At 35.0% G+C, this 23262-nt stretch carries 22 protein-coding genes; 1 reads left to right on the top strand and 21 read right to left on the bottom strand.

Translation table 11 applies throughout. The features are described from left to right. Window positions 1–564: 564 nt before the first annotated feature. Both F1560_RS07940 and gltS read right to left on the bottom strand, forming a co-directional pair. Window positions 565–1506 carry an agmatinase gene (locus F1560_RS07940; protein ID WP_149474103.1) on the bottom strand — a complete coding sequence of 314 codons (942 nt, stop codon included), beginning with the start codon at window positions 1504–1506 and terminating at the stop codon, window positions 565–567. A 29-nt stretch (window positions 1507–1535) separates the two neighbouring features. Beyond that, entirely contained in the window at window positions 1536–2768 is a 1233-nt protein-coding gene (gltS, locus tag F1560_RS07935; protein ID WP_210095880.1) for a sodium/glutamate symporter, read from the bottom strand. 125 nt (window positions 2769–2893) lie between these two features. On the opposite strand from gltS, the gene F1560_RS07930 reads away from it, so the two are divergent. Next, window positions 2894–3787 carry a LysR family transcriptional regulator gene (locus tag F1560_RS07930; RefSeq protein ID WP_149474102.1) on the top strand — a complete coding sequence of 298 codons (894 nt, stop codon included), beginning with the start codon at window positions 2894–2896 and terminating at the stop codon, window positions 3785–3787. Window positions 3788–4298: 511 nt separating this feature from the next. Here F1560_RS07930 and F1560_RS22295 read toward each other — a convergent pair. From F1560_RS22295 to F1560_RS07845, 19 genes are all read right to left on the bottom strand, one after another. Beyond that, window positions 4299–4403, bottom strand: a complete 105-nt coding sequence (locus F1560_RS22295; RefSeq protein ID WP_223116401.1) for a putative holin-like toxin — start codon at window positions 4401–4403, stop codon at window positions 4299–4301. A gap of 249 nt (window positions 4404–4652) precedes the next feature. Next, entirely contained in the window at window positions 4653–5999 is a 1347-nt protein-coding gene (locus tag F1560_RS07925) for a sodium/glutamate symporter (RefSeq protein ID WP_149474101.1), read from the bottom strand. Between the two features lie 369 nt (window positions 6000–6368). Then, entirely contained in the window at window positions 6369–7763 is a 1395-nt protein-coding gene (locus F1560_RS07920) for a M24 family metallopeptidase (protein WP_149474100.1), read from the bottom strand. A 562-nt stretch (window positions 7764–8325) separates the two neighbouring features. Continuing rightward, window positions 8326–8652 carry a substrate-binding domain-containing protein gene (locus F1560_RS22655; protein ID WP_338112758.1) on the bottom strand — a complete coding sequence of 109 codons (327 nt, stop codon included), beginning with the start codon at window positions 8650–8652 and terminating at the stop codon, window positions 8326–8328. Further along, window positions 8640–9188 (bottom strand): LysR family transcriptional regulator, encoded by a 549-nt coding sequence (locus F1560_RS22650; RefSeq protein ID WP_338112759.1) that lies wholly within the window; start codon window positions 9186–9188, stop codon window positions 8640–8642. The genes F1560_RS22655 and F1560_RS22650 overlap by 13 nt, the downstream gene beginning before the upstream one ends. A gap of 160 nt (window positions 9189–9348) precedes the next feature. Continuing rightward, the gene (locus tag F1560_RS07910) at window positions 9349–9753 is read right to left on the bottom strand and encodes a VanZ family protein (protein ID WP_187773661.1); all 405 of its coding nucleotides are present in this window, start codon (window positions 9751–9753) and stop codon (window positions 9349–9351) included. A gap of 85 nt (window positions 9754–9838) precedes the next feature. Beyond that, complete coding sequence (locus tag F1560_RS07905) at window positions 9839–10291, bottom strand: JAB domain-containing protein (RefSeq protein ID WP_149474098.1); 453 nt, start codon at window positions 10289–10291, stop codon at window positions 9839–9841. 237 nt (window positions 10292–10528) lie between these two features. Then, window positions 10529–11092, bottom strand: a complete 564-nt coding sequence (locus F1560_RS07900) for a hypothetical protein (protein ID WP_149474097.1) — start codon at window positions 11090–11092, stop codon at window positions 10529–10531. 153 nt (window positions 11093–11245) lie between these two features. Next, window positions 11246–12145 carry a hypothetical protein gene (locus tag F1560_RS07895; RefSeq protein ID WP_149474096.1) on the bottom strand — a complete coding sequence of 300 codons (900 nt, stop codon included), beginning with the start codon at window positions 12143–12145 and terminating at the stop codon, window positions 11246–11248. A 527-nt stretch (window positions 12146–12672) separates the two neighbouring features. Then, window positions 12673–12774 (bottom strand): flagellin, encoded by a 102-nt coding sequence (locus tag F1560_RS07890; RefSeq protein ID WP_425466043.1) that lies wholly within the window; start codon window positions 12772–12774, stop codon window positions 12673–12675. 358 nt (window positions 12775–13132) lie between these two features. Beyond that, window positions 13133–13861 (bottom strand): flagellin N-terminal helical domain-containing protein, encoded by a 729-nt coding sequence (locus F1560_RS07885; protein WP_149474095.1) that lies wholly within the window; start codon window positions 13859–13861, stop codon window positions 13133–13135. A gap of 73 nt (window positions 13862–13934) precedes the next feature. Next, window positions 13935–14123: a carbon storage regulator gene (locus F1560_RS07880; RefSeq protein ID WP_149474094.1), complete on the bottom strand. Its 189-nt coding sequence runs from the start codon at window positions 14121–14123 to the stop codon at window positions 13935–13937. Window positions 14124–14253: 130 nt separating this feature from the next. Then, complete coding sequence (locus F1560_RS07875) at window positions 14254–14799, bottom strand: sigma-70 family RNA polymerase sigma factor (RefSeq protein ID WP_149474093.1); 546 nt, start codon at window positions 14797–14799, stop codon at window positions 14254–14256. A gap of 151 nt (window positions 14800–14950) precedes the next feature. After that, on the bottom strand, window positions 14951–15889 hold the full coding sequence (locus tag F1560_RS07870) for a DnaD domain-containing protein (RefSeq protein ID WP_149474092.1): 939 nt from the start codon (window positions 15887–15889) through the stop codon (window positions 14951–14953). Between the two features lie 480 nt (window positions 15890–16369). Beyond that, the gene (locus tag F1560_RS07865; RefSeq protein WP_210095881.1) at window positions 16370–17077 is read right to left on the bottom strand and encodes a toxin regulator; all 708 of its coding nucleotides are present in this window, start codon (window positions 17075–17077) and stop codon (window positions 16370–16372) included. 447 nt (window positions 17078–17524) lie between these two features. Then, window positions 17525–18691, bottom strand: a complete 1167-nt coding sequence (locus F1560_RS07860) for a nucleotide sugar dehydrogenase (RefSeq protein ID WP_149474091.1) — start codon at window positions 18689–18691, stop codon at window positions 17525–17527. A 51-nt stretch (window positions 18692–18742) separates the two neighbouring features. After that, complete coding sequence (locus tag F1560_RS07855; RefSeq protein WP_149474090.1) at window positions 18743–19768, bottom strand: GDP-mannose 4,6-dehydratase; 1026 nt, start codon at window positions 19766–19768, stop codon at window positions 18743–18745. A gap of 822 nt (window positions 19769–20590) precedes the next feature. After that, entirely contained in the window at window positions 20591–22051 is a 1461-nt protein-coding gene (locus tag F1560_RS07850) for a lipopolysaccharide biosynthesis protein (protein WP_187773660.1), read from the bottom strand. 240 nt (window positions 22052–22291) lie between these two features. After that, window positions 22292–23005 (bottom strand): O-antigen ligase family protein, encoded by a 714-nt coding sequence (locus F1560_RS07845; protein WP_149474088.1) that lies wholly within the window; start codon window positions 23003–23005, stop codon window positions 22292–22294. Window positions 23006–23262: the final 257 nt, after the last annotated feature.

Raw genomic sequence — 23262 nt, 5'->3', positions numbered from 1 at the left:
CGAGAAACAACTTAGAAGAAACCAGAGTTTCTTAAATAAGAGATAAATTCCGCTCCCCCCAACTTTTCAACACTGATATTCTCTATCTCGGCTATTTCCTTTATAACAGGCGCCATTCTATATCTCTTATTATTTGTTAACCCGCAAAGAAATGTATGTAGATATAGGCGAAGACTACTTTGATAAACAGAAATGGCAATCCATAGGTCGGCATTCCTTACGTCACCTTGAAGAACGCGAGATAAATTGCATGAGCCAAAATTGGTATTGGCAAAGCGCATTAGCGAGAGAAGCAATGTCATTAGTTGAAAATAGAATTGCTTCTCCAGCAGATGTCGATACAATCTAGAAATGGAGTATTGGAATGCGTTTGCCATTTACAGGTCCAGTTGAACAGCGAGATATCAGTGGTTCGGTGTTTCGAAAATAACCTTAATAGATTGCTAGTCTATTGTCTTGAAGTTGATTATGTACTACTCAATAATTAAAAAGTGGTCCACACCTATTTTTAGATGTGAACCTACTTTAAGATTTAATGAAAACTCCCCTGCACGTGTTTGAAAATTACTCATACCTCGGTTTATTTTTTATAATATGTCCCATAAAATTCAACATTGTCATTGCGGCAACTCGAGATGTTGCTCCGGTTGGATCATACTGAGGGGCGACTTCCACTAGGTCAAAACAGATAACATTTCCTTTCTCAGCAATCCCCACTAGGATATCGTTTAAAAAGTCAAAGGAAAAACCACCAGGAGATGGAGATCCTGTACCAGTTGCAAGAGAAATATCAAAACAATCGATATCAATTGTCACGTAGTACTTGTCCGCCTTAGGAATGCGGTCAATAATCCCTTCCACACCTAATTTAGAAGCTTCCCTGGCTGAGATAAGTTGACTATTATAAGCTTTAGCCGCATCAAAGTCTTCTTTCCGACTGCTTCCTAGTCCACGCAGACCAATTTGCACCATGTCTTTAATATGTCCCATTTCGGACATTCTTCTCATTGGACTGCCATTTCCTAACGTTTGACCACCTGGAGTATCTGACCAGTCTAAATGAGCGTCCAGTTGAATAACTGTAACATCCCCCTCATCTTTTAACCCGCGTGCCACCGGGATAGAAATCGAATGATCTCCCCCCATAATGGCAGGGATTACTCCTTGCTCGCGAATTTTCCTGACAGCATATTCAATCGCATCAAATGAATGCTCAATTTTACCATGTACAACATCTGCATCACCGACATCAACAATTTTCGCAGGGGCTCCTAACAATACCTCATCACTTTCAGGATCATAAAAACCAGCATCCCCCCGTGCATAATGGGTGGAAACTTCACGGATTCTTCTCGGACCAAAACGACAGCCTGATAAGAAGCCTACTCCTGTATCATAAGGTATACCCAATACGGCGATATCTGCATCAATCTTCTCCCAATCGCTCACAATTGGATATTTTGCAAATGAAGCAATTCCTGTAATTGGCATATTATATTTTTCCATTTGTAATACCTCCCTAGAAATGAATTAAATTATAGACCTGCAAATAAATTGGCAAGAAAAACAAACAGTGGTACTCCTACAACATCCGTTAACACTGTACCTGCGATTGGAATAATGATGAAAGCCTTTCTTGAAATGACACCGTATTTTGTACAGATTGCATTCATGACAACCAGTCCATTTGGTGTCGCACCAAGACCGTGACCAATAAATCCAGAAGACATAACTGCCGCATCATAATTTCTGCCTAAAACTCTATACATGATGAATATAGCAATTAAAACAGTAACGATTGTTTGCATGATAAGCAGAACCATGAGTGGCAATGCCAATTCATACAGTTCCCATATTCTCAGATTCATCATTGCCATTACTAAAAACATGTTTAAAGAAACTGTTGAAATCATTTCCATGGCCTTGTTTGAATCTTTAACAAATGCATGCTTTTCAAAGAGTGATCGGAAAATGATACCGAGAAATAAACTAAAAATATGACCTGGGATAGAGAAACCAGTTAACTCCGTAATCCAATTTGCGGTAGGTAAACCAATCGCGAGGATAACAAATATGACAGCGCCCGCAACTGTCACAGATCGAGCAGTAATTTTTTCATTTTCTTCCTCTTTTAACTCCTTGGAAAGTTCGTCCAGGTTTCCTTCTTCTGTTTCTATTTTTAGCTTGTTTCGCTTAATGAGCCAGTTTCCAATAGGTCCTCCCAGCAAAGAGCCTGCTATGAGACCATATGTAGAAGCTGCCATTCCTACAGTAAGGGCATTATCTCCACCAAGCGATTCAATGAGTGGAGCCAGTGAAGCAGCCATTCCATGACCACCTTGCATCGAGGCTTGCCCTGCCATCATACCGATAAGTGGGTCCAATCCCGTTAACGAGGAAACACTTATGCTGATTCCATTTTGCATCAATGCTAAGAACCAACAAACAAGCATATAAATAAGGAGTAATTTTCCACCCTTTTTTAACAAGGTTAAGCCACTTGTTAGTCCAATCGTTACGAAGAAAATAAACATAAACAAATCATAGAGCGTATTATCAAACTCAATTTCAAATAGACCAAATTCATAAACGATCCACATCAAAATAGCAAAACCAAATCCACCAATAACAGGGCTTGGAATGGTATATTTCCAAAAGATTTCGTATCGATTTACCACCCACTTCCCTATCATTAAAAGGATTGCTCCAATTGCAGCAAAGGTAATCATATCAACTTCAAGAATTAACATTCCACCTGATTCTTCCAAACCATTCACCCCCTAACTTTATAAAGAAGACGCTTACTTATGTTGCAATTTTAAATGTTTAGTCATATAATAACAAATACTATTTTCTTATAAATTCATAGCTTTAAGCTATAAAGGAGTAGCATATGGATATTCGAACACTTAAGTACTTCCAAGTCGTCGTAAAACATAAACAATTTACACGTGCAGCTGAAGAATTGCATATTTCACAGCCTTCTTTAAGTAACGCAATTAAAGCTTTAGAAAAGGAGCTTGATTGCATATTATTTGAAAGAAGCACCAGAAATTTGACTTTAACGGAACCCGGAAAAATCTTATATAGGCATGCTTGTAAGATATTAACTTATTTCGGTAGTATTTATAAGGAAATGAATGATGTAAAAAATGAGGGTGCAGGGATTTTAAGCATTGGAATGATTGAATCATATCGCTACTTTATCACTCCAATCATTTATCGTTTCAAGAAGGTCTATCCGAATATCCGAATAAAAATCCATGAAATGGGGCCAAAAGAAATAGAACAAGCATTGGAAAGTTATGACCTACATATTGGGATTACATCTAATATAAATAAGGAAAATGAGCTTAAATATGAACCTATTTTCCAAGAGAAATATGTACTAATCACGCCAATTGATCATCCATTTGAACATCTAAGCAATAATATTGATATAACAGGTTTGAAAGACGAGATGATTATTCATAGTCTTGAGGGGTTTGAAGTTAGAAACACTTTTATTGATGTCTGCCAAAAAGCAGGCTTTACACCTAATTATGAATACGAGGTAGAAAGTTTGGAAACAGCGCGCAGCATGGTAGAGGCCGGTCTTGGTCTAGCAGTTGTGCCGGAAAATTTTATAACATCCAATTCATCCGATAAGATTAAATTAATCTATTTAAATAACCTCTTACCTGAAAGAACGGTTTATTTTGCCTATCACTCGGAACGTTATCTATTACCTGCGATAGAAGTTTTTATGGAAATCGGTAGGACTGAGGGTCATTCTTTCTTCCGTTAGCTTACTCATTAATCTGGCTATGGAGAGAAAAAACGGGCAAAGATCGGAGGGCACTGAAAATCATAAGATTTTCAGTGCCCTCATCAAAGCCAATACGTCTCTTTTCTCCCTGGAGCTGGCTCAACCAGTACATAAAACGCATCGTTGCATGCTGGAGTGACAGGTAACTAATTATGTTACAGTTACGTTAATGGATTCAGTCATTCATCATGAATATATCTTGAGGTTTACTGAGAACAGTTATCGCATTACACGAGTATCAAATCATCAATCAAAATGTTTTTCTTGAATTCAACAATATTCTTGACCTTCACAAATCGATTATAGAATTATTGCATATAGGTAATGAATTCATGTATAATAAGTTAAGAAGCAATATATAATAAAATAGACTGAGTGCTACTAACACTCAGCCAAAGCAACTACATGCCGCATGAAGAGCGGCTGACCAGAATAGTTGGTTAAGTTTTAAAAAGTAACCTATCCTAAACTTTGATCGGGCGAAGGACGGTTACTTTTTTCTTGTTTCTTTGACGATCTGCACAACTAGTGCTAGCACATTTACTAGAACTATACTCGATGTCAGTGCAATGATGATTGCTTCATATGTCGTCATTTTATACCACCTCCCCTCATGGGAGATGGTCAACCGTCCATCCGCTTTATGTGGTTGCTACAACTCTAATTATAGCAATATTCTTAAACAATATCTATCGAATCTATTGAAAGGTAATTCGTTCTCTTATTTTTTTAACATTAATTCACTCTGTAGATCACCTAAAGACATTTATAACCCTCCTCCACTACTAGTACTGAGAATTTTACCTAAAAGGCAAGACAAAATAGTCATGTTTAACTTTAATTGTCAACCAGATTTCCGCGAAGAGTTAGAACTTCCACTAACTTTCTTCTTTCTGAAGAGAAGAAAGGCTAACACTAACGGAACAACCATTAAACCAATTCCTATGAGATAAACAGGAACTACCGTACCTACGAGTATCAAGGATGCAGCTAGAGGCAGGAGGAGTTTATTCCAGAAAAAGACAGCATTATAGACACCCAGTGCCTCGTAAATACTAGATTCATTATTAGGATCAACAATGCGCACAAGAGAAAGTCCCTGCGGGTTGGAACCCGTTGCCATACCATAGTTCATCAAAGACTTTTCAAACCATTCAGGATTATTAATTTTCCTATACCATAAATGGATGAAAATGAATGTAATACCACAAATAATAATTGTTAAGATTAACAGAGGCATGAAGAATTTGCTAATAATACTTAACTGAATAGAAGCGCAAGCAGTTAAAATAATAATTTCTAGAGAGAAATTACTTATTTCATTAATGGTCGGCTTATCAACATACCCATCAAACTTCACCATTTTCATAAGCGGCCATAAAATAAGTGAACCGACAATACCGTAAATCATCGAAGGGATATTACCCATGAATGGAATTAGCGCCCCAATACTCGATAAAACGAGCTCACCAAACTTAAAACTGACAGCAAGAATACCTAGCTGGAAAGCGAGTGACGTTACGTTACTTGGATTGACAGTAAGTCTGCCTATCGGCTTACGGTCTTTTTCAGGCAGAATACCGCGGAAGAAGCTCTTATCTTTATTCTTAATATCCTTCGTAAAAGTACCCCATCCACGACGAATACCATAGTTGGCTAAAATAATACCTGGTATGATAGCTATTAATACACCTAATGTAGCCATAACCATCCCCATACTCTGAGCACCAAGCTCTCCAGTGGGATCAATGACACTAGAGACAATCGGAACACTACCATGAGAGCCGAAGAACGCTGCAACAGCCATCAAGCCCCAACCATCAGGCAGACCGGGCCAGAAACGGAGAAGTATAATCCCGATTAAAACACCAAAAGCTAATTGGAATCCATACATAACCATGTTACCAAAGGCAAAATCCATATGCTGTACAATTTTCTTACCTGTAACGGTAATCCCCAAAGGTACACAGGTCATCAAAATATACATTGCATAAATAGGAATAGATTCGAATGATTCAGGAATCGTAATCCAACCTAACACTTGTTGGCCAAGAATTAGTCCTAAAAATCCAGCAATTACACTGGACGGAATCAGAAACCGTTGAAAAAAAGGAACAGTCTCACGGATAGCTACTCCAGCAATCAATAACATACCGAATATCATCAACGTATCAAATATTTCTTCAACCATAAACACCCACCCTTTTCAATGAATTGAAATTCAACATGATTTGATTTCAGTAGCTTTACTTTCTATCATATAAGAAGTAGATTTAATCCCTTTATTTTATATAAAATATTCTGAAATTAAACACAAGGAAGCTTTAGAATAACACCAAGCAACGATGCACATCTTACACAAATAAAGAAGTATTATTGATTTATCATTTAGGCAGATCGTTTGGCATTATTCCCCTTAGAAAAAGCAGTTTTATAGGCATACAGGTATCTATATCTACACCGCTAGCATTGCATAGATATCGTTGAATTTTCTCTTTTTACAATTTTCCAGTTGTGAGTTAAATAAGTAATTATACATTTGTCAAAAGCACTTCTCAACTTAGTCTTTAATTCGAACTGTTTCAAGTGCTGTATGACAATTAAGGTTCTCGAATCCATCCTCTGTAATTAGATAACAATTACCTATATTAGCCCCCGAATTCAATGGATCGAGCCATTGAGCATGCAATACAAAGACCATTCCAGGATCCATAATATCTGTATTGTGGGATGTGATGTTGAATTTGGGATTACCAGACATACCCACAGAATGTCCCAAATTTGGATTATGCGGTCCAGCTACTGCCGGATAAACGTGATTAAGTTTTCTCCCCTTAATTTCATAATCCACTTCTCGAACATATTCTATCGGAATTTCTCTAGCCGATAAATCATCATTTGGAGCCCAGTTATAAGGCATTGTAGCTGTTAGGTCATCTTTGAGATACCCATGCTCCACGTACACGGAAAATGCAGCTTCATGAAGATCACAAAAACGTGCACCAGGACGCATCTTAGCTTCTGCTCGGCGAACCGCCTCCGTACATACTTCAAGCGTTTCTTCTTGTTTCGTAGTAATATCGCCAACAGCAATCATTCGAGCAGCTTGAGCTGTGTATCCATTATATGGCAAAGCAGACATATATAAGTTGATGAGATCACCAGAATCCACCTTATGGCCATAAGGCTTCCCGCAGTGAGTACCAAATCGATTAATTCCAATTTGATAACCATCCCCACTTTCGCCACCACGAGCCATCTGCGCAAATGTAAAAGCAGCATAAATTTCAAAATCCGTTACCATCGGCTTTGTTACATGACACGCAGCCTGGAATCCAATGTCCATAAGCTGAGCAGAAGCCCTAATCTGAGCCTGTTCGTTTTTCGATCGGATTGTCTGCATATCTATTATTATCTGAGTCTCATTGATTGTTTTTAATTTTGGTAGTTTCGCTCTAAGCCCTTCCCAATACTTCGTGGACGAATTATCACCAATCAACCCAATGCTTGTCGAGCTATAACCTAAATCTGTTAAAATTTTAGCTACAGCTTCAATCAGTTGAGCTTCAGACGTACCCGAACGTCCTGAGTATTCCTCACCTAGCGCTCCAACTTGCCATAGCTTTTCAACCCCAATCGGCTCACCAGGAGGTGGAATAATCACAGATTGGGTAAAGAAAGAAACTAAGTGAATTTCTTTACTGCTATCCGTAGGTATGATTAATACGCCCTCACGTGCCCAATCACACGCATATCTTAAAAACATATTTGTAGTTTTAAACGTTTTAACACCGTCTGCATGTATAAGAAGAACATCGTGTCCTCGTTCTGCTGCTGATTGGCGCAAGCGCTCAATCCTATCGTGAAATTCCTCATGCGGTATAGCCTTTGGGGCTACAAATTCAAATCCTGGTTCAAAATCCTTCAATAACTTTTCGTAATTTACGGATGACATTATTCGTGACAACTCCTTCACTAAAGATATAATTATTTTTTATTCATCATTTTAAATACAAACGGTGCAATATTACTTTCAAGCGCTTTATCTACATTGGAAATTTATTTAGATCTACTAACAATTTTTAAATAAACTTTTGTCCTTTCATACTTTAGAGAAATAAGTAAAAGTTAATAGAATGAGATCGTATCATTTAGTCTCCTTTCGTAAACCTCCCCTCAAGATGGACTCTTATTATTAGATACGTACTTACTTGACGCCAATTTTCGAAGCAAATCTTAAAGAATGAGTGATATTATTTCCCTTACTTTACTAAACCGTCCATCCTCTCTCCTTAACGGAAGCGCTTCCATTAAGGTGTAAAGATTAGCCTCGAATAGTCTGTCTTAGAAAATAACTTAAAGGGTTAACCCAGTTGTAAATAAATTCTTCATGGTTCAATTATAGTTCGTCTTTAGATATAAAAAAAATATCCATTTAGAATGGATAACTATAACTGTTGGGAATATCTAAAATAAAGGACATAAAAAAAGAACCAAACATTTCTCTTTTGGTTCCATTATTCCAGGTCTAACTTTTTAATAAAGTTGACAAAGGCGTTTACCGTATTCAGTTCGAGCGTTTCATTATGATAGTACATCCATGTTTGTCTTAAAATCTGCTTGCCCTGTTTATCTCTGATGTCTATTTTTTTCACTTGTTCATCGTGTTCTAATATTAACTTCGGTAATATTGCATAGCCCAAACCATTGATGATCATTTCCCTGCACGTATCTACATTATCTACTCTTATCCCAATATGCGGCGGTCGGGAGTAGTTTTCCATCCACCAGTTGTCTAGTATGGTTTTAACTCCGTGTTCCGTATGATAATTTATCCGCGGCAATTCCGGGAATCTTCCAGGTTAATATTGTCAACGGAAGCGATACATAAAGGCTCTTCAAATAACAAATGGCTTTGTCCAGACCAATTATAATTTCCACGAAGAAATCCTACATGGACCTCCTTGCAATAAACCAAATCGTAAATTTCCCGTGAACTCCCAGGAATTACTTGAAATTCCACATTTGGATTTTTCACTTTAAACATTTTCAGAATACCTGGAAGCTTTTGTTTCGTAGAGTAATTAGATATACCTATTCTTAAAGTTCCTGCAACTTGATTATCCATATTTTGAACTTTCTCTTTGATTCTACGAAGGTCTGAAAGGACATAATCTGCTGACTTGGCCAAAAATTCCCCCTGAGGAGTGAAATGAATACCCCTTCTCTCCCTTTTCACAATGGTAACAGCATACTCAGCTTCCATTTTACGAAGACGTTTCGTGATAGAAGGCTGAGAGGTGAATAATTCCTGGGCTGTTTTTGTAATGTTTTTATGTTTATAAAGCAGCTGAAGTATTAGCCAATCATAATCCTCCATTGTACGAGTCCCCTTTATGTATGTCATGTATAAATAAAACTATATCACAACGAATCAAGTGGACAAGCTAAAATAGCAACTTGTGAAAAATTATTATCAGTTTCTATTTTAGTTTCAGGTCGATAGCCAGCGATCAATCCATAACTAGGTTTCTCGTTTTTTACGTAACCTCTCCATGCCTACTAACAACTCTATAAACCCCAATAATACAAACAGCAACCATAATTCCCATAATATTGGCCATGATATCATACAATTCAGCACCTCTATTAAAATACATTTGAAGAAATTCTGTTAGGATAGCGTACGATACCGAAATTAAGATTGTCGTTCGTAATCGAACATTTATATCTGCAAGTAACAAGGTTAATCCAAAAAACAAAAGGAAATGTGCAACCACTTCAAACTCACTAATCTGCTCGATTGGATAAAATAAAGTGAAATCTTGCCAAACTGGTTTTGGCTGGAATGTAAAGGATACACTGAATTCATGAATAAATGCGTGAACATCATTCGTACAAGTTTCTATGAGTATGAATACCATCCATAAGACTACTAGAAACACTATCATCACTCCCAAAGGTTTTTATCATTATCGACTGAATGCAGAGGATGTATTCTTGATAAAAATATAATACAAATAATACAGTTCAAATCATGATACCCATCATATTCCCAGCTTCTTTCAATATTCGTGTAACATGAATATCTTCTTGACTTGGTTCGGGCTGCCCCGAAGGATGATTATGCCCGATTAAAATAGAAGCAGCATTAGATAGAATAGCTGGTTTCATCACTTCTCTTGAATGAACAAGACTTGCATTCAAACTACCAATGTAACAGATGTTAATGGCTGTCGGCTGATTCTTTGTGTCTAAGCAGACCACAATAAAATACTCTCGGTCTACTTCACCAAGTAATTTCTTCAACAACTTATACCCATCTTCTGGACTACTGACAGAACGATTCTTGTACAACATACTTGATTCCTTCACTAACCTTAGGCTAACAATATCTACACGCTTTGCAGGTATTCGCTTTTCTTCTTCCTCTCTCACATGTAACAATTCCAGTTGTTCCGCATTCGATTCATATTTTCTCATTAACTTTTCCTCCCCAAATTAAAATAAGCCCTAATTCCAGCAATAGGAATTAGGGCTATAATTGATTCAGGGATATAATATATATTTACTAATTGGGTTGATTCAAAATTATTTTCCATATAAAAATTATACCTCAGCTAAAAGGCAAAGTTCTATTTATTTTAAAATTTTCACTCCTTTAAAGTTCTGGCTATACTTTAAAAGATTCATATCTTATCTTGCCAATATCAAGTAGCTCTATTTTAATAATCCCTCATTAATTAATTTACTAATCATCTTCTCTAACCAATCAATAGAGTATAAACAAAGAGAAACAATATCCTCTGGTCCCTTATCCCATTCTTCAAAAAAGAACTGATGGCTTGTCCTCACGTAATCTTCATTATTGAATTGATCATCAATAAAGATATTATTGTATTCTGGTTCTGTTTCAGTTGTGATCTCAACCTTTTTTCCTTCAGTATTTTCTTCGTATGTTTCAATTTTTATTTCTTCTTTAACATTCACAGTTATTGAGGATTCAATATCAACGTTAACCATTGCTGATGTTTCTAATAATTTTTCGTGAACTGTAAAATTGCGTTGTTCTTTTAAGAATTTCATTTTATAATCTTTATTTACTAATTGGAAAACATCTATTTCTTTAATATTATCCCCTAAGTATGCACTAATACTTCTAGTTGATGTCAAAAAAGCATTTAAGTTATAACTAAAATCAGTTAAATTCCCAACCTGTTGCAACTTTTCCATTTGTACAAGAAAATATTTAGCTTCGTCTAGTTTATAATTACAATATTCCATAAGGCGTAATACCTCCTTTTTTATTATAAATCCTATTTTAAGTTTTTGGATTTAAATGCTCTCTAACGCATTGGCTGCGCTCTATTCGAAGACCTAGAAAGAATGGACGAGGTGTGCCTGTCCCTCTGTCCTTCCAATGGTAACAGTAAAATACTAATCATTACTTCTTCTCCAAAAAAGTATTGCACTACCAATTTTTTTTATTTTGTAATAAGGGATAATTAATTCCTTTGCACTTTCATTCAGTATGTAACTTAATTTATTTATATCTTTCGTTAAACTATCTGCTTTCTTTTTAACTATATTAAATTCTGTCTTTTCAATGAATTTATCATTAATTTTTTCTTCCAATGAATCCAGAAAATAAGTTACTTCATCTAATTGATGCATTTCCTCAGATATATTTGATTTTTTGGTATTTTCTCTCAAATATGTATCTAAAGTAAGCCCTTTAGACTCATCGTAATAAATATCTTCATTTAGTATATTTACATATTTTCTACCTATCCAACATACGATTTCTATTTCCCCCATAAAATAAGCAGCTTTTAAAGCTTTCTTGTTTATAATATTAGAAAAAAGGTCTTTTGTAACTTTTACATCCACATATAAAAATTCAAGTGAATCACTTTTCCATTTTGGAAGTTCTGCTGATAAAATTTCTTCTAGCGCCTGTTTGGCTCTTATGTCTGCAACGTTTTTAAACTGATTTATAAAATTAGCATTCTCAATTATTTCGTTCATAAGGTTTTGTTCTTTTTTACCGAATGCAGCATGAATATAACTTTGTTTAAATTCTGTTATAAAATCAATTTCATACCTATCAGTATTATACAATCCAACTTTGTTGTTTTCTTTTAACTTTTTTAATAAAGGGTCATAACTATCTTTGACTATAAAGGACCTTTTACTAAAATTTAAAGTGTTGATAGCAATAATAACAGCGGATAAACCAACAATATTACCTATAGTAAAATGTTCATTAAATATGCTTACTGTAAAAATCCATAGTTCATTCAGAATAGCTAGCAATTCAATAAAACACTGACTCATTCTATCACCTTCTTAATTAATATTTTTTATCAAATTTTATTTCCAGAATAAAAGTCGTTAAGTAGTATAAACTTTTAAATCACCCTTTTTTATTAACTATAAAAAAAGACCCCAGCCGAAGCTAGAGTCTCTTTCAATATCAATATTACTGAAGTAACTGTAATACCCCTTGAGGCATTTGGTTGGCTTGCTTCGCCACTATGTCTTTCGATCATAGAATAGACTATATCTTCACCCTTAAAATTCTTAAGGGGCTGGGCACTTCGAATGATCAACTTCTGATCACCCTACGAATCTCATTGCCATGAGCTTGAGCTGTTAGGCAGCGCATTCTAGTCGTTGAACCTTCGCCAGGTTTTCACCGTAGGCGCTTGGCTGCTGATTATCCATTGTTGCATTGTTTTGTTTTTCAAACCATCACGCCTGCCGTTTCCAGCTACGTTGTGGTACAAAACACTTTAGGAACTTCCAGCAATTCACCCAGTTATCCTCTAATCCGTTACCAGATTAGACGCCCTGCTCAACAATTACTGTAAGAGTTGTAATACTCCTTGAGGCATTTGTTGAGATTGAGCTAACATTGATTGTGCCGCTTGTGAAAGGATATTGTTCTTAGTGAACTCCATCATTTCTTTCGCCATCGTGCGAACATTTGCTTTAACAAATGACTAGACTATATCTTCACCCTCTAATTCTAGTAGGGGCTGGGCACTTCGGATTCGGATGGGTTTGCGGCTCCATCTTTCACCTACGAATTTCATCACCATTGCATGTGCGTTAGGTGGTATATTCTAGTCGTTGAACCTTCTCCAGAGTTTCCTCACAGGAGCTTGGCTGCTGATTGCCCAATCTTGTCTTTTTTCGAACCTTCACGTCTACTGTTTCCAGTTGCGCAGTGGTAAGACAAGCTCTAAGGGGTTTCCAGCAATTCACCCAGTAGTAATCTCTAACCGTTCCCAGTTAGGACGACTGTGACTATTCCTGCTATTAAGCAGCTAAGTCATAATCAACGTCACGGATACGTGATTCTGCAGCTGTTAAGTTTTCTGCAGATGTACCTAGGTTGTTAATAGTGTGCTCTAGACGATTTTGTACTGCTCCAAGATTTGAACGGTTTTCAGAAACTGTGTTTATTGCATCTTGAACTAATGTTAAGTTAGCTGAAGCTGTTGCGTTTGTTCCATCTAAATCTGTTAAAGCGCCCAATCCTAGCCCAGTATCGGATGTATTATCACTCAAAGTCAATGAAATAGTTTCAGTTGCATTTGCACCTACTTGCAATACAATTGGTTCAGTAATTGACCCATCCAATAATTTCTTCGTATTAAATTGGGTTTGGTCAGCAATACTATCAATTTGATCTGTTAGTGCAGTAATTTCAGCTTGGATTTTTTCATTATCATCTGCTGTTAATGTTTCATTAGCTGCTTGAGTGTACAATTCAGCCATACGTTGTAAAATTGCATGTGTTTCATTTAATGCACCTTCTGCAGTTTGGATTAGAGAAATTCCATCCTGTGCGTTCGTACCTGCTTGTTCTAATCCACGGATCTGGTTACGCATTTTTTCAGAGATTGCAAGACCTGCTGCATCGTCTGAAGCTTTGTTGATTTGTAAACCTGAAGAAAGTTTCTCCAATGAACCTGCTACTGCGTTTTGGTTTGCTCCTAATTGGCGATGTGCATTAAGAGCAGAAATGTTGTGATTGATAATCATAATTTACTACCTCCATGTTTTTGTTTTTTAGCAAGTCACATCCATTTGGCTTGCTGATTTATAATAACTCCAATTAGTTGGAACTACTACCACTGTAGATTTCTCCACGAACAATTTGAAATTCTTGTGGAGCGCTAATCCGTAATTGTGTAAAATTACTTAGCTTTTCTTCTCTTTTTACTACTTCAATTTCAATCTCTCGTCCCTGAGTATCTACAATATAGATTTTTTCACCAGGTTTTCTTCCTAACGTTAGGGCCATACCTATCATCCTCCATGATGATCTATTATTTATATCGGATGACTTAAGAAATGTTTAATAGTTTTTATCAAAAATTTTATATTTCTGGTAAAATTTTTTCATTTCCTATCGGAAATAACTGTCTCATCATTCAACCCCACCTCTCCACATCAACCCTACTCCTCAGCTTCCGTCTAGCCTCTTTCCCCCAACTTTTAACTGCTTCAACACTAGTATTCTCTATCTCGGCTATTTCCTTTAAAGGCATGTCCAGCATAATATGGTAGTATAGCCATTTTCGCTGTTTTGTCGATAAGCAAGAAGAGATATCTCTCCAGTATTTCTCATCTTCCAGTTCAATGCCGGATGAATCGACTATTGGCATTTTACTATCACCATGACGGTTGCCATGATATTCCGTTATGTATTTTTCCATGGTGGTTTTTTCAAGCTTTTCCTGTTGTCTTGTTTCCTTACGAAGTGTGTCTATGAGGTGATTGCGAATATGGTAATTAAAGTAGGTGGATAACGGTCCTTTATCTGGTTGATATTTCTTGTAAGCTATCCACATCGCATATAATCCTTCCATATAAAATTCGTTATGATGATCCCTGATGCCCAGCTTCTGCAAGTGATAATAAATCCTGTTCTCATTCTGTTTAAAAACTTCTTCAAAACTGAATTTATTCTTTTCCATTGTTCTCTTCCCTCCTAGGATTTCAAGCGTAATTTCACCCAAATTAGTCTGTTATTCCAGTAGTGTGATAGAGATCAAGTAGACTGCGAGAGTCTAATTATTAAATTAACGTAAAAAAACTGATAATTATTCTTAAAAAAATTATCACCCCCTAATCAGCATATGCCTGCAGCCTGCTCTTTACATCTTCCATCAATTGTTGCTGATCCTTATCCTGTTGCTTTTTCATATTCGATTCATGTTTTTCTTGTTGCTCTCGCTTATGCATGAAAAACCAATCAGGAACAGGTTCAATTTGCGGCGTACTCATACGGTTTGGTATTTGCCGCGAGCGCTGATTTTGCGTTTTTTTGAATTTCACCTCCTCCAAATTGATTTGATCAAGGCTTAATAAACCTTTGCTCTTCCAATCGGTTAAGATGGCTTTGGTATAGTTCCAGTTTGTTTTCCCACGATCTAACGTTTTTTTCATGGCATGCAAAACAAGATCTTCGCCTAAATCGTGGATTTGCTTTGTAAGTTCATTTTTCATATAGCCATTTAGCTTCCCGAAATGCTGCTGATAATATTCATACGTCGCTTCCAACTTCCTGCTTTCTGCTGTTGTATAGGTATTGTTTTGTATTGTATTATTTTGTTTAATTAATGCGTCCGCATTGCGGTCCAGTTTACCGTCCAGCTTGTGGTTCACATTGTCGTCCGGATTAGGCTTTAGATTGTCGCTCGATTTATCGCTCTCTTGTAACATCTGTCTAGCTCCTTCCGTTTTGTTAGATGGCTGATAGTGGCAATATTCTTCCTCTGAATAGAAATCCAGGGAAATCATTTCATACAAAGCTGCTTGATTTCCAAGTTGCTTTTCATAATGAATATAACCTTTTTCGTAGAGTTCTTTTCGAGCTCGTTTAAAGCTGCTTTCACTCAGTCCGGCTTTGTAACACAATACAACTACGGCAACCGTGAATTTCTTTTTCCATCTTGCGCGATTATTCACCTGCATTAGTGCATGCCAAAGCGACACCGCTCCTCCTGATAATGGATTTGTCTCCAACCGATCATAAAATGCGTTTATCTCTTTTAAATAGTTCAAATTATTCACTCCTATTTCAATTATAATTCCCCCTACCTATATAATCGAAAGAAATAGTGTTTAGGGGGTGAAAAAATTGAAAAAATTTAAATTTATTTGTAATATTGGGTGCTGTTTTGTTGTTTTGGGAGAAATCGTAGCAGAAGGCGCAAATGGGAATACAGATAAAGCCTAGATGAATGTAAATAAAAAGTGATTACTAATGCAAAATCAAAGTGCAGAATGCAGCAAAGAAGTTTTGCATAGTATTGCAACAGAAAATACATAGTGTCCAATATCTGATCTTCATTGGATAGACGGACATGCTAGCCTCTTACAGTATATATAGCCAGATCCTTTGGGCAGTATCAAGATAATCCCTGAAGAAGTTGAAAGTCTTTAAAATATGCTAAACAGCCATTGGAATATTTACCTTTTTATTCTAAATAAAATAGGGAAATGACAGCATTTTGTCATTTCCCTATATTTTTTAATTTTATTTTACTGTTCCACTTTCTCAATAAGTACACTTGGAATGGTGATATTGCCACCCATTGTAGATTCGTAAGATAATAAACCACCTGATAGCCCCATAATTGTAATGTGGTCATCTTCTAAAATTCTAGATTCCACAATGCTTGAGTCAAATTCACCGTATAAAACAGTATCATAATTATCATCCACTGCAAATCGAATTTGAGTTGAACCATCACCTTCAATAACCTGTATCACTTTACCAGAGAATTTAATTTTTTCACCGATATAATCATCAGGTGTTCTAGCTAATTGATCATAAGTGATTCCTGTTTCATATCCCTTTTTAGCTTCTTCTTCAGCCTTTTTCTCTGCTTCTGCTTTTTTCTTAGCTTCCTCTTCTTCCTTTTTCTTTGCTTCCGCTTCAGCAGCCGCTTTTTCTGCCTCTTCTTTAGCTTTTTCTTCTTCTATTTTTCTTTGCTGTTCTTTCTCCGACATGTCGAACCAGGGCTCGGCTTCAGCCACTTTTTCTTCTAGTGTAACTATTTTAGAGTCCATCTCATCAATTGTTTTCTCATTTTCCTCTAGTTTTGTTTTTAAACCACTTAATTCTGCGTCCTTTGCAGCAATTTCTGTATCCTTTTGTTTTGCTATGCTTGTAGTACTGATAAAAAATATGATTATTAATATAATTACAAGAATCCACAATTTTTTACTCTTAAAATTAAATTTCAACCTTTGTTCTCTCCCTAATAAATTCAATAATAAATATACATGATTATTATAATGCATCTTTATGCTTATCTACTAAATGATAATCACTTCTACACAATACTTTTTATTCATAAATATCTAATGAAAATCAATAAAAAGGTATTTTGAACTATATAAATTCCAAATAATTCTACATATCTTTATGATATGTAGAATATAGTATTTATTAATTTCTCCATCGTCCACTAATTTATATTCCTGTTTAGCAACCCTATTATTCAATACGATTGGTATACAAAGTCTATCTTCATAAATAGTCTGGTAATCTTAATCCAAAATGAGCCGGTCTATAGAGGACAGGCGCTAACGCTTAAGCTCCTCTTCAACAAACTTCCTTATCGTATTTCAACAAAAACATAGAAGTGTAAGTTACCTTCACTGCAAATATCAGGTTAAAAATTAAAAACTTTAATCCCGACTAAACACGTCTCGTGTATATACCTTCTCCCTCACATCTTTCAACTCATCAGACAAACGGTTAGCAACAATTACATCTGATTCCTGTTTGAATGCTGCAAAGTCCTTAATTACTCGTGAGTTATCAAATTTATCGGCATCAAGTACTGGTTCATAAATGACTACTTCTACTCCTTGATCCTTTATTCGATTGATAACACCTTGAATAGCTGACTGTCTAAAGTTATCAGAACCTGTCTTCATTGTTAAACGGTAGATCCCAACGACCTTAGGATTTCGTTTTGTAATCATATCAGCAACATGGTCTTTTCTCGTATCATTGGCATCAACAATTGCCTGAATAATATTGTTTGGTACATCTTCAAAGTTAGCAAGTAGCTGCTTTGTATCTTTTGGTAAGCAGTAGCCACCATAGCCAAAGGATGGATTGTTGTAGTGATCACCAATTCGAGGATCAAGTCCAATTCCTTCGATGATTTGCTTACCATCTAGACCTTTTACCTCTGCATAGGTATCAAGCTCATTAAAGAATGAAACACGCATAGCTAGATAGGTATTCGCAAATAATTTAATTGCTTCAGCTTCCGTAGAATCCGTGAATAATACAGGGATATCTTCCTTAATCGCACCTTCAGCTAATAAATCAGCGAACTTCTTTGCACGTTCTGATTGTTCCCCAACGATAATTCGAGATGGATATAAATTATCATATAGTGCTCTACCTTCTCTTAAAAACTCTGGAGAGAAAATAATATTCTCGGTATTAAATTTCTCACGTACTGACTTCGTATATCCAACCGGAATTGTTGATTTGATAATCATGACAGCATTCGGATTAACACCGATAACCGTTTCGATAACTGACTCAACTGAGCTTGTATCAAAATAGTTCTTCTCCGGGTCATAGTTTGTTGGTGTTGAAATGATAACAAACTCAGCATCTTTAAAAGCTGCTGTTGAATCCGTAGTAGCTGTTAATTTTAGTTCTTTTGTTTCTAAGAACGTTTGAATCTCTTCATCAACAATTGGTGATTTCTTATTGTTGATCATGTCTACTTTTTCTTGGATAATATCTAGTGCAGTTACTTCGTTGTGTTGTGCTAGAAGTACTGCGTTGGATAGGCCGACGTATCCGGTTCCTGCTACGGTTATTTTCATGAGAACTCACTCCTTCTTCAAATTTAAATGCACATGGCGAACTATAATAAACTATTTCTTATCATAATACTCTACATACCAATCAGCGAACTTCTGTAACCCTTCTTCAATAGAAGTTTGTGGTTTAAAACCAACTGCTTCATGTAGGCGATCTGTTGAAGCATAAGTAGCTGGGACATCACCGGGTTTAATTGGTTCAAATACTTTGGCGAATTCTATTTTTCTACCAGTGGCATTGCTTAGAGCTGTCTCCAATGTCTCGATAAATACCATCAACTTCTCTGGATTATTGTTTCCAATGTTGAAAACTCTATGTGGTACTCCATCTGTAGGTGGTGCTCCAATAAGACGTTCAATACCAATTACAATATCATCAATATATGTAAAATCTCGGTAAAGATCATTCTCAAAATCTCCATTGTTAAATATCTTTATAGATTCCCCAGCAAAATACTTATCTGTAAATCCAAAGTAAGCCATATCTGGTCTTCCCATTGGACCATAGACTGTAAAGAAACGAAGTCCAGTAGCTGGTATATTATATAAGTGACTATATGTATGGGCCATTAATTCATTAGACTTCTTAGTAGATGCATATAATGAAACCGGAGTATCAACAAAATCGGTTTCCTCAAAAGGAACTTTCTTATTAGCACCGTATACCGAACTCGATGAAGCATATACCAAATGGTCTACAGGATGGTGTCTACAAGCTTCTAAGATATTATAAAAGCCGATAACATTGCTTTGAATATAAACATCAGGGTTTTCGATAGAGTAACGTACACCAGCTTGTGCAGCTAGATTTACGACTACATTTGGCTTGTACTCTTCAAAAAGTTTGTTAACCATTTCTTTATCAGAAATGTCACCTTTAATGAAGGTAAAATTCTCATATGGTTTTAGTTGATTTAAACGGGTATGTTTAAGGTTTACGTCATAATAATCATTTACATTATCAATCCCTATTACAGTACAGCCTTGGTCTAGGAGTTTTTTGGATAGGTAATATCCGATGAAACCAGCTGATCCTGTGATTAGATAGGTTTTGGTTAGGTCTATTGGTTTGTAATTCAAAGTTATTGACTCCTCTTAATTTATTTTAGATGATTTCAAAATTGAAAGAGAAAAGGCTCAATCAGGAAATCTGGATGGATACAGTAGAACCAGTTCTTACTACTAATCATTATTACATTGCTATAATGGTGCTCTGGGCTCTTTACTTCCTCTCTAAAATTATATTTAAAATCCTAAAACTTAGGAAATTCACAAGACACCCATATTCACCATTTTATAACCTTAAACTTGTCTATTTCTCAAATATTATTAGTGTTGCATTAGATAGTATTTGGTCAAATAAGGGTTAAAAAATTTGCTTATCCCCTTACGGCAATTGTCACAAATACTTTATCAAAGATCCTTTAATAATACGTTTTAAATTCTCTTTTTATAATAAATTATATCCAATAACAGCATCAGATTTCCAATAAAAGGGACCATCTAAGAAGGGAGTTTGTTAATTAATCTAGTAAATTAATATTTGATTTTCTCACCTTTACATCTCTGGCTAAAAATTTTGATTCATAGGTGATACATCACTCATAATTTAAAGAGAAAAATACTCTCCCAATCTCTATTTAAAATTCATTAGTTGACGGGCAGTAATATCGAAAATTATTATATTCTAAAATCACAGCAAAAGTAGCCTGTTAACATTAAAAGTCCATATAATTTAGCACTTTAACGAAATGAAGCCAAGTTTCTAAATAAATTCTAAGATACAAAATAAAATCGTTGCATGCTACTAGTGGTTAGAACTAGTTTAATGATTAGCCTCTTCTACTTCTTGACTCTTAACGGAGTCTTACCTTAATTAAAATAATTTATATTATAATTGATTCATGCCTTTCTTGATCTAATCTTATTGAAGATTTTTATTATAATTTTATTGGTATCATTGAATATAGAATAAGGTGCCCTATAAAGAATCATAGATGTAATAATTAAATATGTAATTCCCGTAACACTAATAGTAAAAAAGCTATTAAAATCAATAATTTGGAGTACCTCATATAATATAAAAGTAGGTGTTATGCTAACTATAGCTAATTTAATACCTGAAAAATGTGCTTTGGAAAAATCTTTCCATTTCAATTGACTTAAAGATAGAGCTATTTGGGACATATAGAGATAGTTTATAAAAATTGCAACCGATACACCTATACAAGCTCCCACTAATCCATAAATCTGGCCAATTAGTACACCAACAATCATGGTAACCCCATATACTAATTGTCTATTTGCCGACTTAAAAACTTTACCAAGAGATTTTGTTAAAGAATCACTTATTTTGTAGCTTACTCTTGGAAGTAGAGCTAAAATTAATATCTTAAATGGAACCACTGCTTCTAGCCATTTATCACCAAAAAGGAACACTATAATATCTTCTGCCAAAATAAACAACAATAGACTAAGGGGAATACATATGATTGCTACTAAAGAGATAGCATTTTTATAAGACTCCTGTAAAATTTCCTTATCAGATTGCAACCTAGAAAATGAAGGGAATAAAACTTTCTCAATTACTGTACCAATCAAATTAACAGGCATAGCATAGAATTGATATGCCCTACTATAAATCCCTAAAGGTACTGCACCTAAAAATTTACCAATTACAAATGTATCCCCTTGCAAGGCCACTTGATTGTAGATAGAACTTAATGAATAGCCACCTCCAAAAATTAACAACTCCTTAGCTGCAGTAAAATTAAAACTTATCGTTTTTGAATGGGAATTCATTAATAGCACTAATAAAGTTTTAACAGCTATATTTAAAATATACGCATATACAAGTGACCAAACTTCTAACCCTATAACTGATAAAGTTACTCCGACAATTCCATAAACCAAATAGGAAATTATCTGAACTAAAGCCAATTTTTTAAATTCAAGGTTTCTTTGTAGCAAGGCTTCAGAAACAACTGAAAAACCTTGTATCAAATGAACATAAGCCAAGACTTTTAAGACTGAACTTAATTCTGCCATATTAAAGAAAGTAGCAACCGTGTCTGATGAATTATAAACCACAACAGTAATCACAAAGGAGAAAATAATTGAAAGTGTAAATCCTGTTTGTATATGTTCTAGATTGATTTTTTCCTTTTGAACTAATGATGGTCCAATACCTATTTTAGCAAATACTGAAAGTACGGTTATTAATGCGAGTGCAGTTGACATTACACCAAAACTTTCAGGTTGAAGTAATCTAGATAATATTATAAAGACCAGAAATTGTAAAATTACCTGAATTCCTGTACCTGAAAACGTCCAAAGTACCCCACTGACAATACTATTTTTCATTTCAATCATTCTTCCTAATTTATTAGTCTAATTAAAGTAATTCTATTTGTTAATTATAAATCTTTCTAATTCTATGTCTCCCTTTCTTTGTGAGGATAAATTTCTAGCAGACAATTTGACACTTAAATACTTTACTGGGATTCTAAACTGGTGAAATCGCCATAGAAAAACTGTCCAATATTTTTATCAAATTCATGAAAAACCTTAATACTTTCAAAGCAACATATACGAGATGTTTAATCATACTTTAATAGTTTTAGCATCGAAGCAATCTATTATTAGAACTACAGCCATCCAAAAGGAGAGCATAGTAATCAAATCTCTAAAAAGATTCATGATCAAGAAAACTAAAAAAGAAGTAAATAAAAGAACAAAAATATCCTGTTTTCTGTTTTCATATATAATACTCTTCTCACCTATTCCTTTAAACGCTATAAAGGAAAAAAAGAGCACTATTATAATGACTGGAATTACTCCAAAGTTATTCATCATATATAAATATCCATTATGCGTATGCATACCTAATAATGATACTTGATGATAGGTACCCGGCCCTGTACCAAACAAAAGATCATTTTTCACATCATTTATTGCCTCTATGTAAATATTAGTTCTGATATCTCCATTCGTTAGCTGTTCTGTTGTCTTATCAATGAATCTATCTTCAATCCATCTATTTACCTCTTCAATTTGAAGGAGATTTAAGATAATGAACATAAATACGATGGTAAACATAATTCCTTTGAAATTAACGCCTTTAACTCCTCTCATGTGCCTATTAATTATTATGATTATAAAAATAGAAAATATAATAGCAATCAAAGATTGTCTTGAACCACTAACAAAAGCTAAATAGAAAGAAAAAATTACATTTATAAGAGAAAACAAATAAATAATTTTAGTTGATTTGGATATTCCAAGTACAACAGCAGTAGAAATTACGTTTAAAAACATTACTCCATTTAAAAACCTATTTAATCCTATTTCAAGATTCCAGTTTATAAATAACCTAATTGCTAAAAAGTCCGTAAAACTACCTACATTGGATATACTCCATATAGATATAAGGAAAAGCGCTATAAGTTGGGAGTAAACTATTGTAGCTATAAATACTTTTACTGTTAAGTATTGATGCTAGTATAGTTTCATGGACACATCTAAGTTAAATTTATACAATGAATTTCAAGGAGGATGTGTCCGATGAATACAAG

The sequence above is a fragment of the Oceanobacillus polygoni genome, assembly GCF_008304605.1.
GTDB lineage: Bacteria > Bacillota > Bacilli > Bacillales > Amphibacillaceae > Oceanobacillus > Oceanobacillus polygoni.
This window is presented reverse-complemented; position numbering and strand designations above follow the sequence as displayed.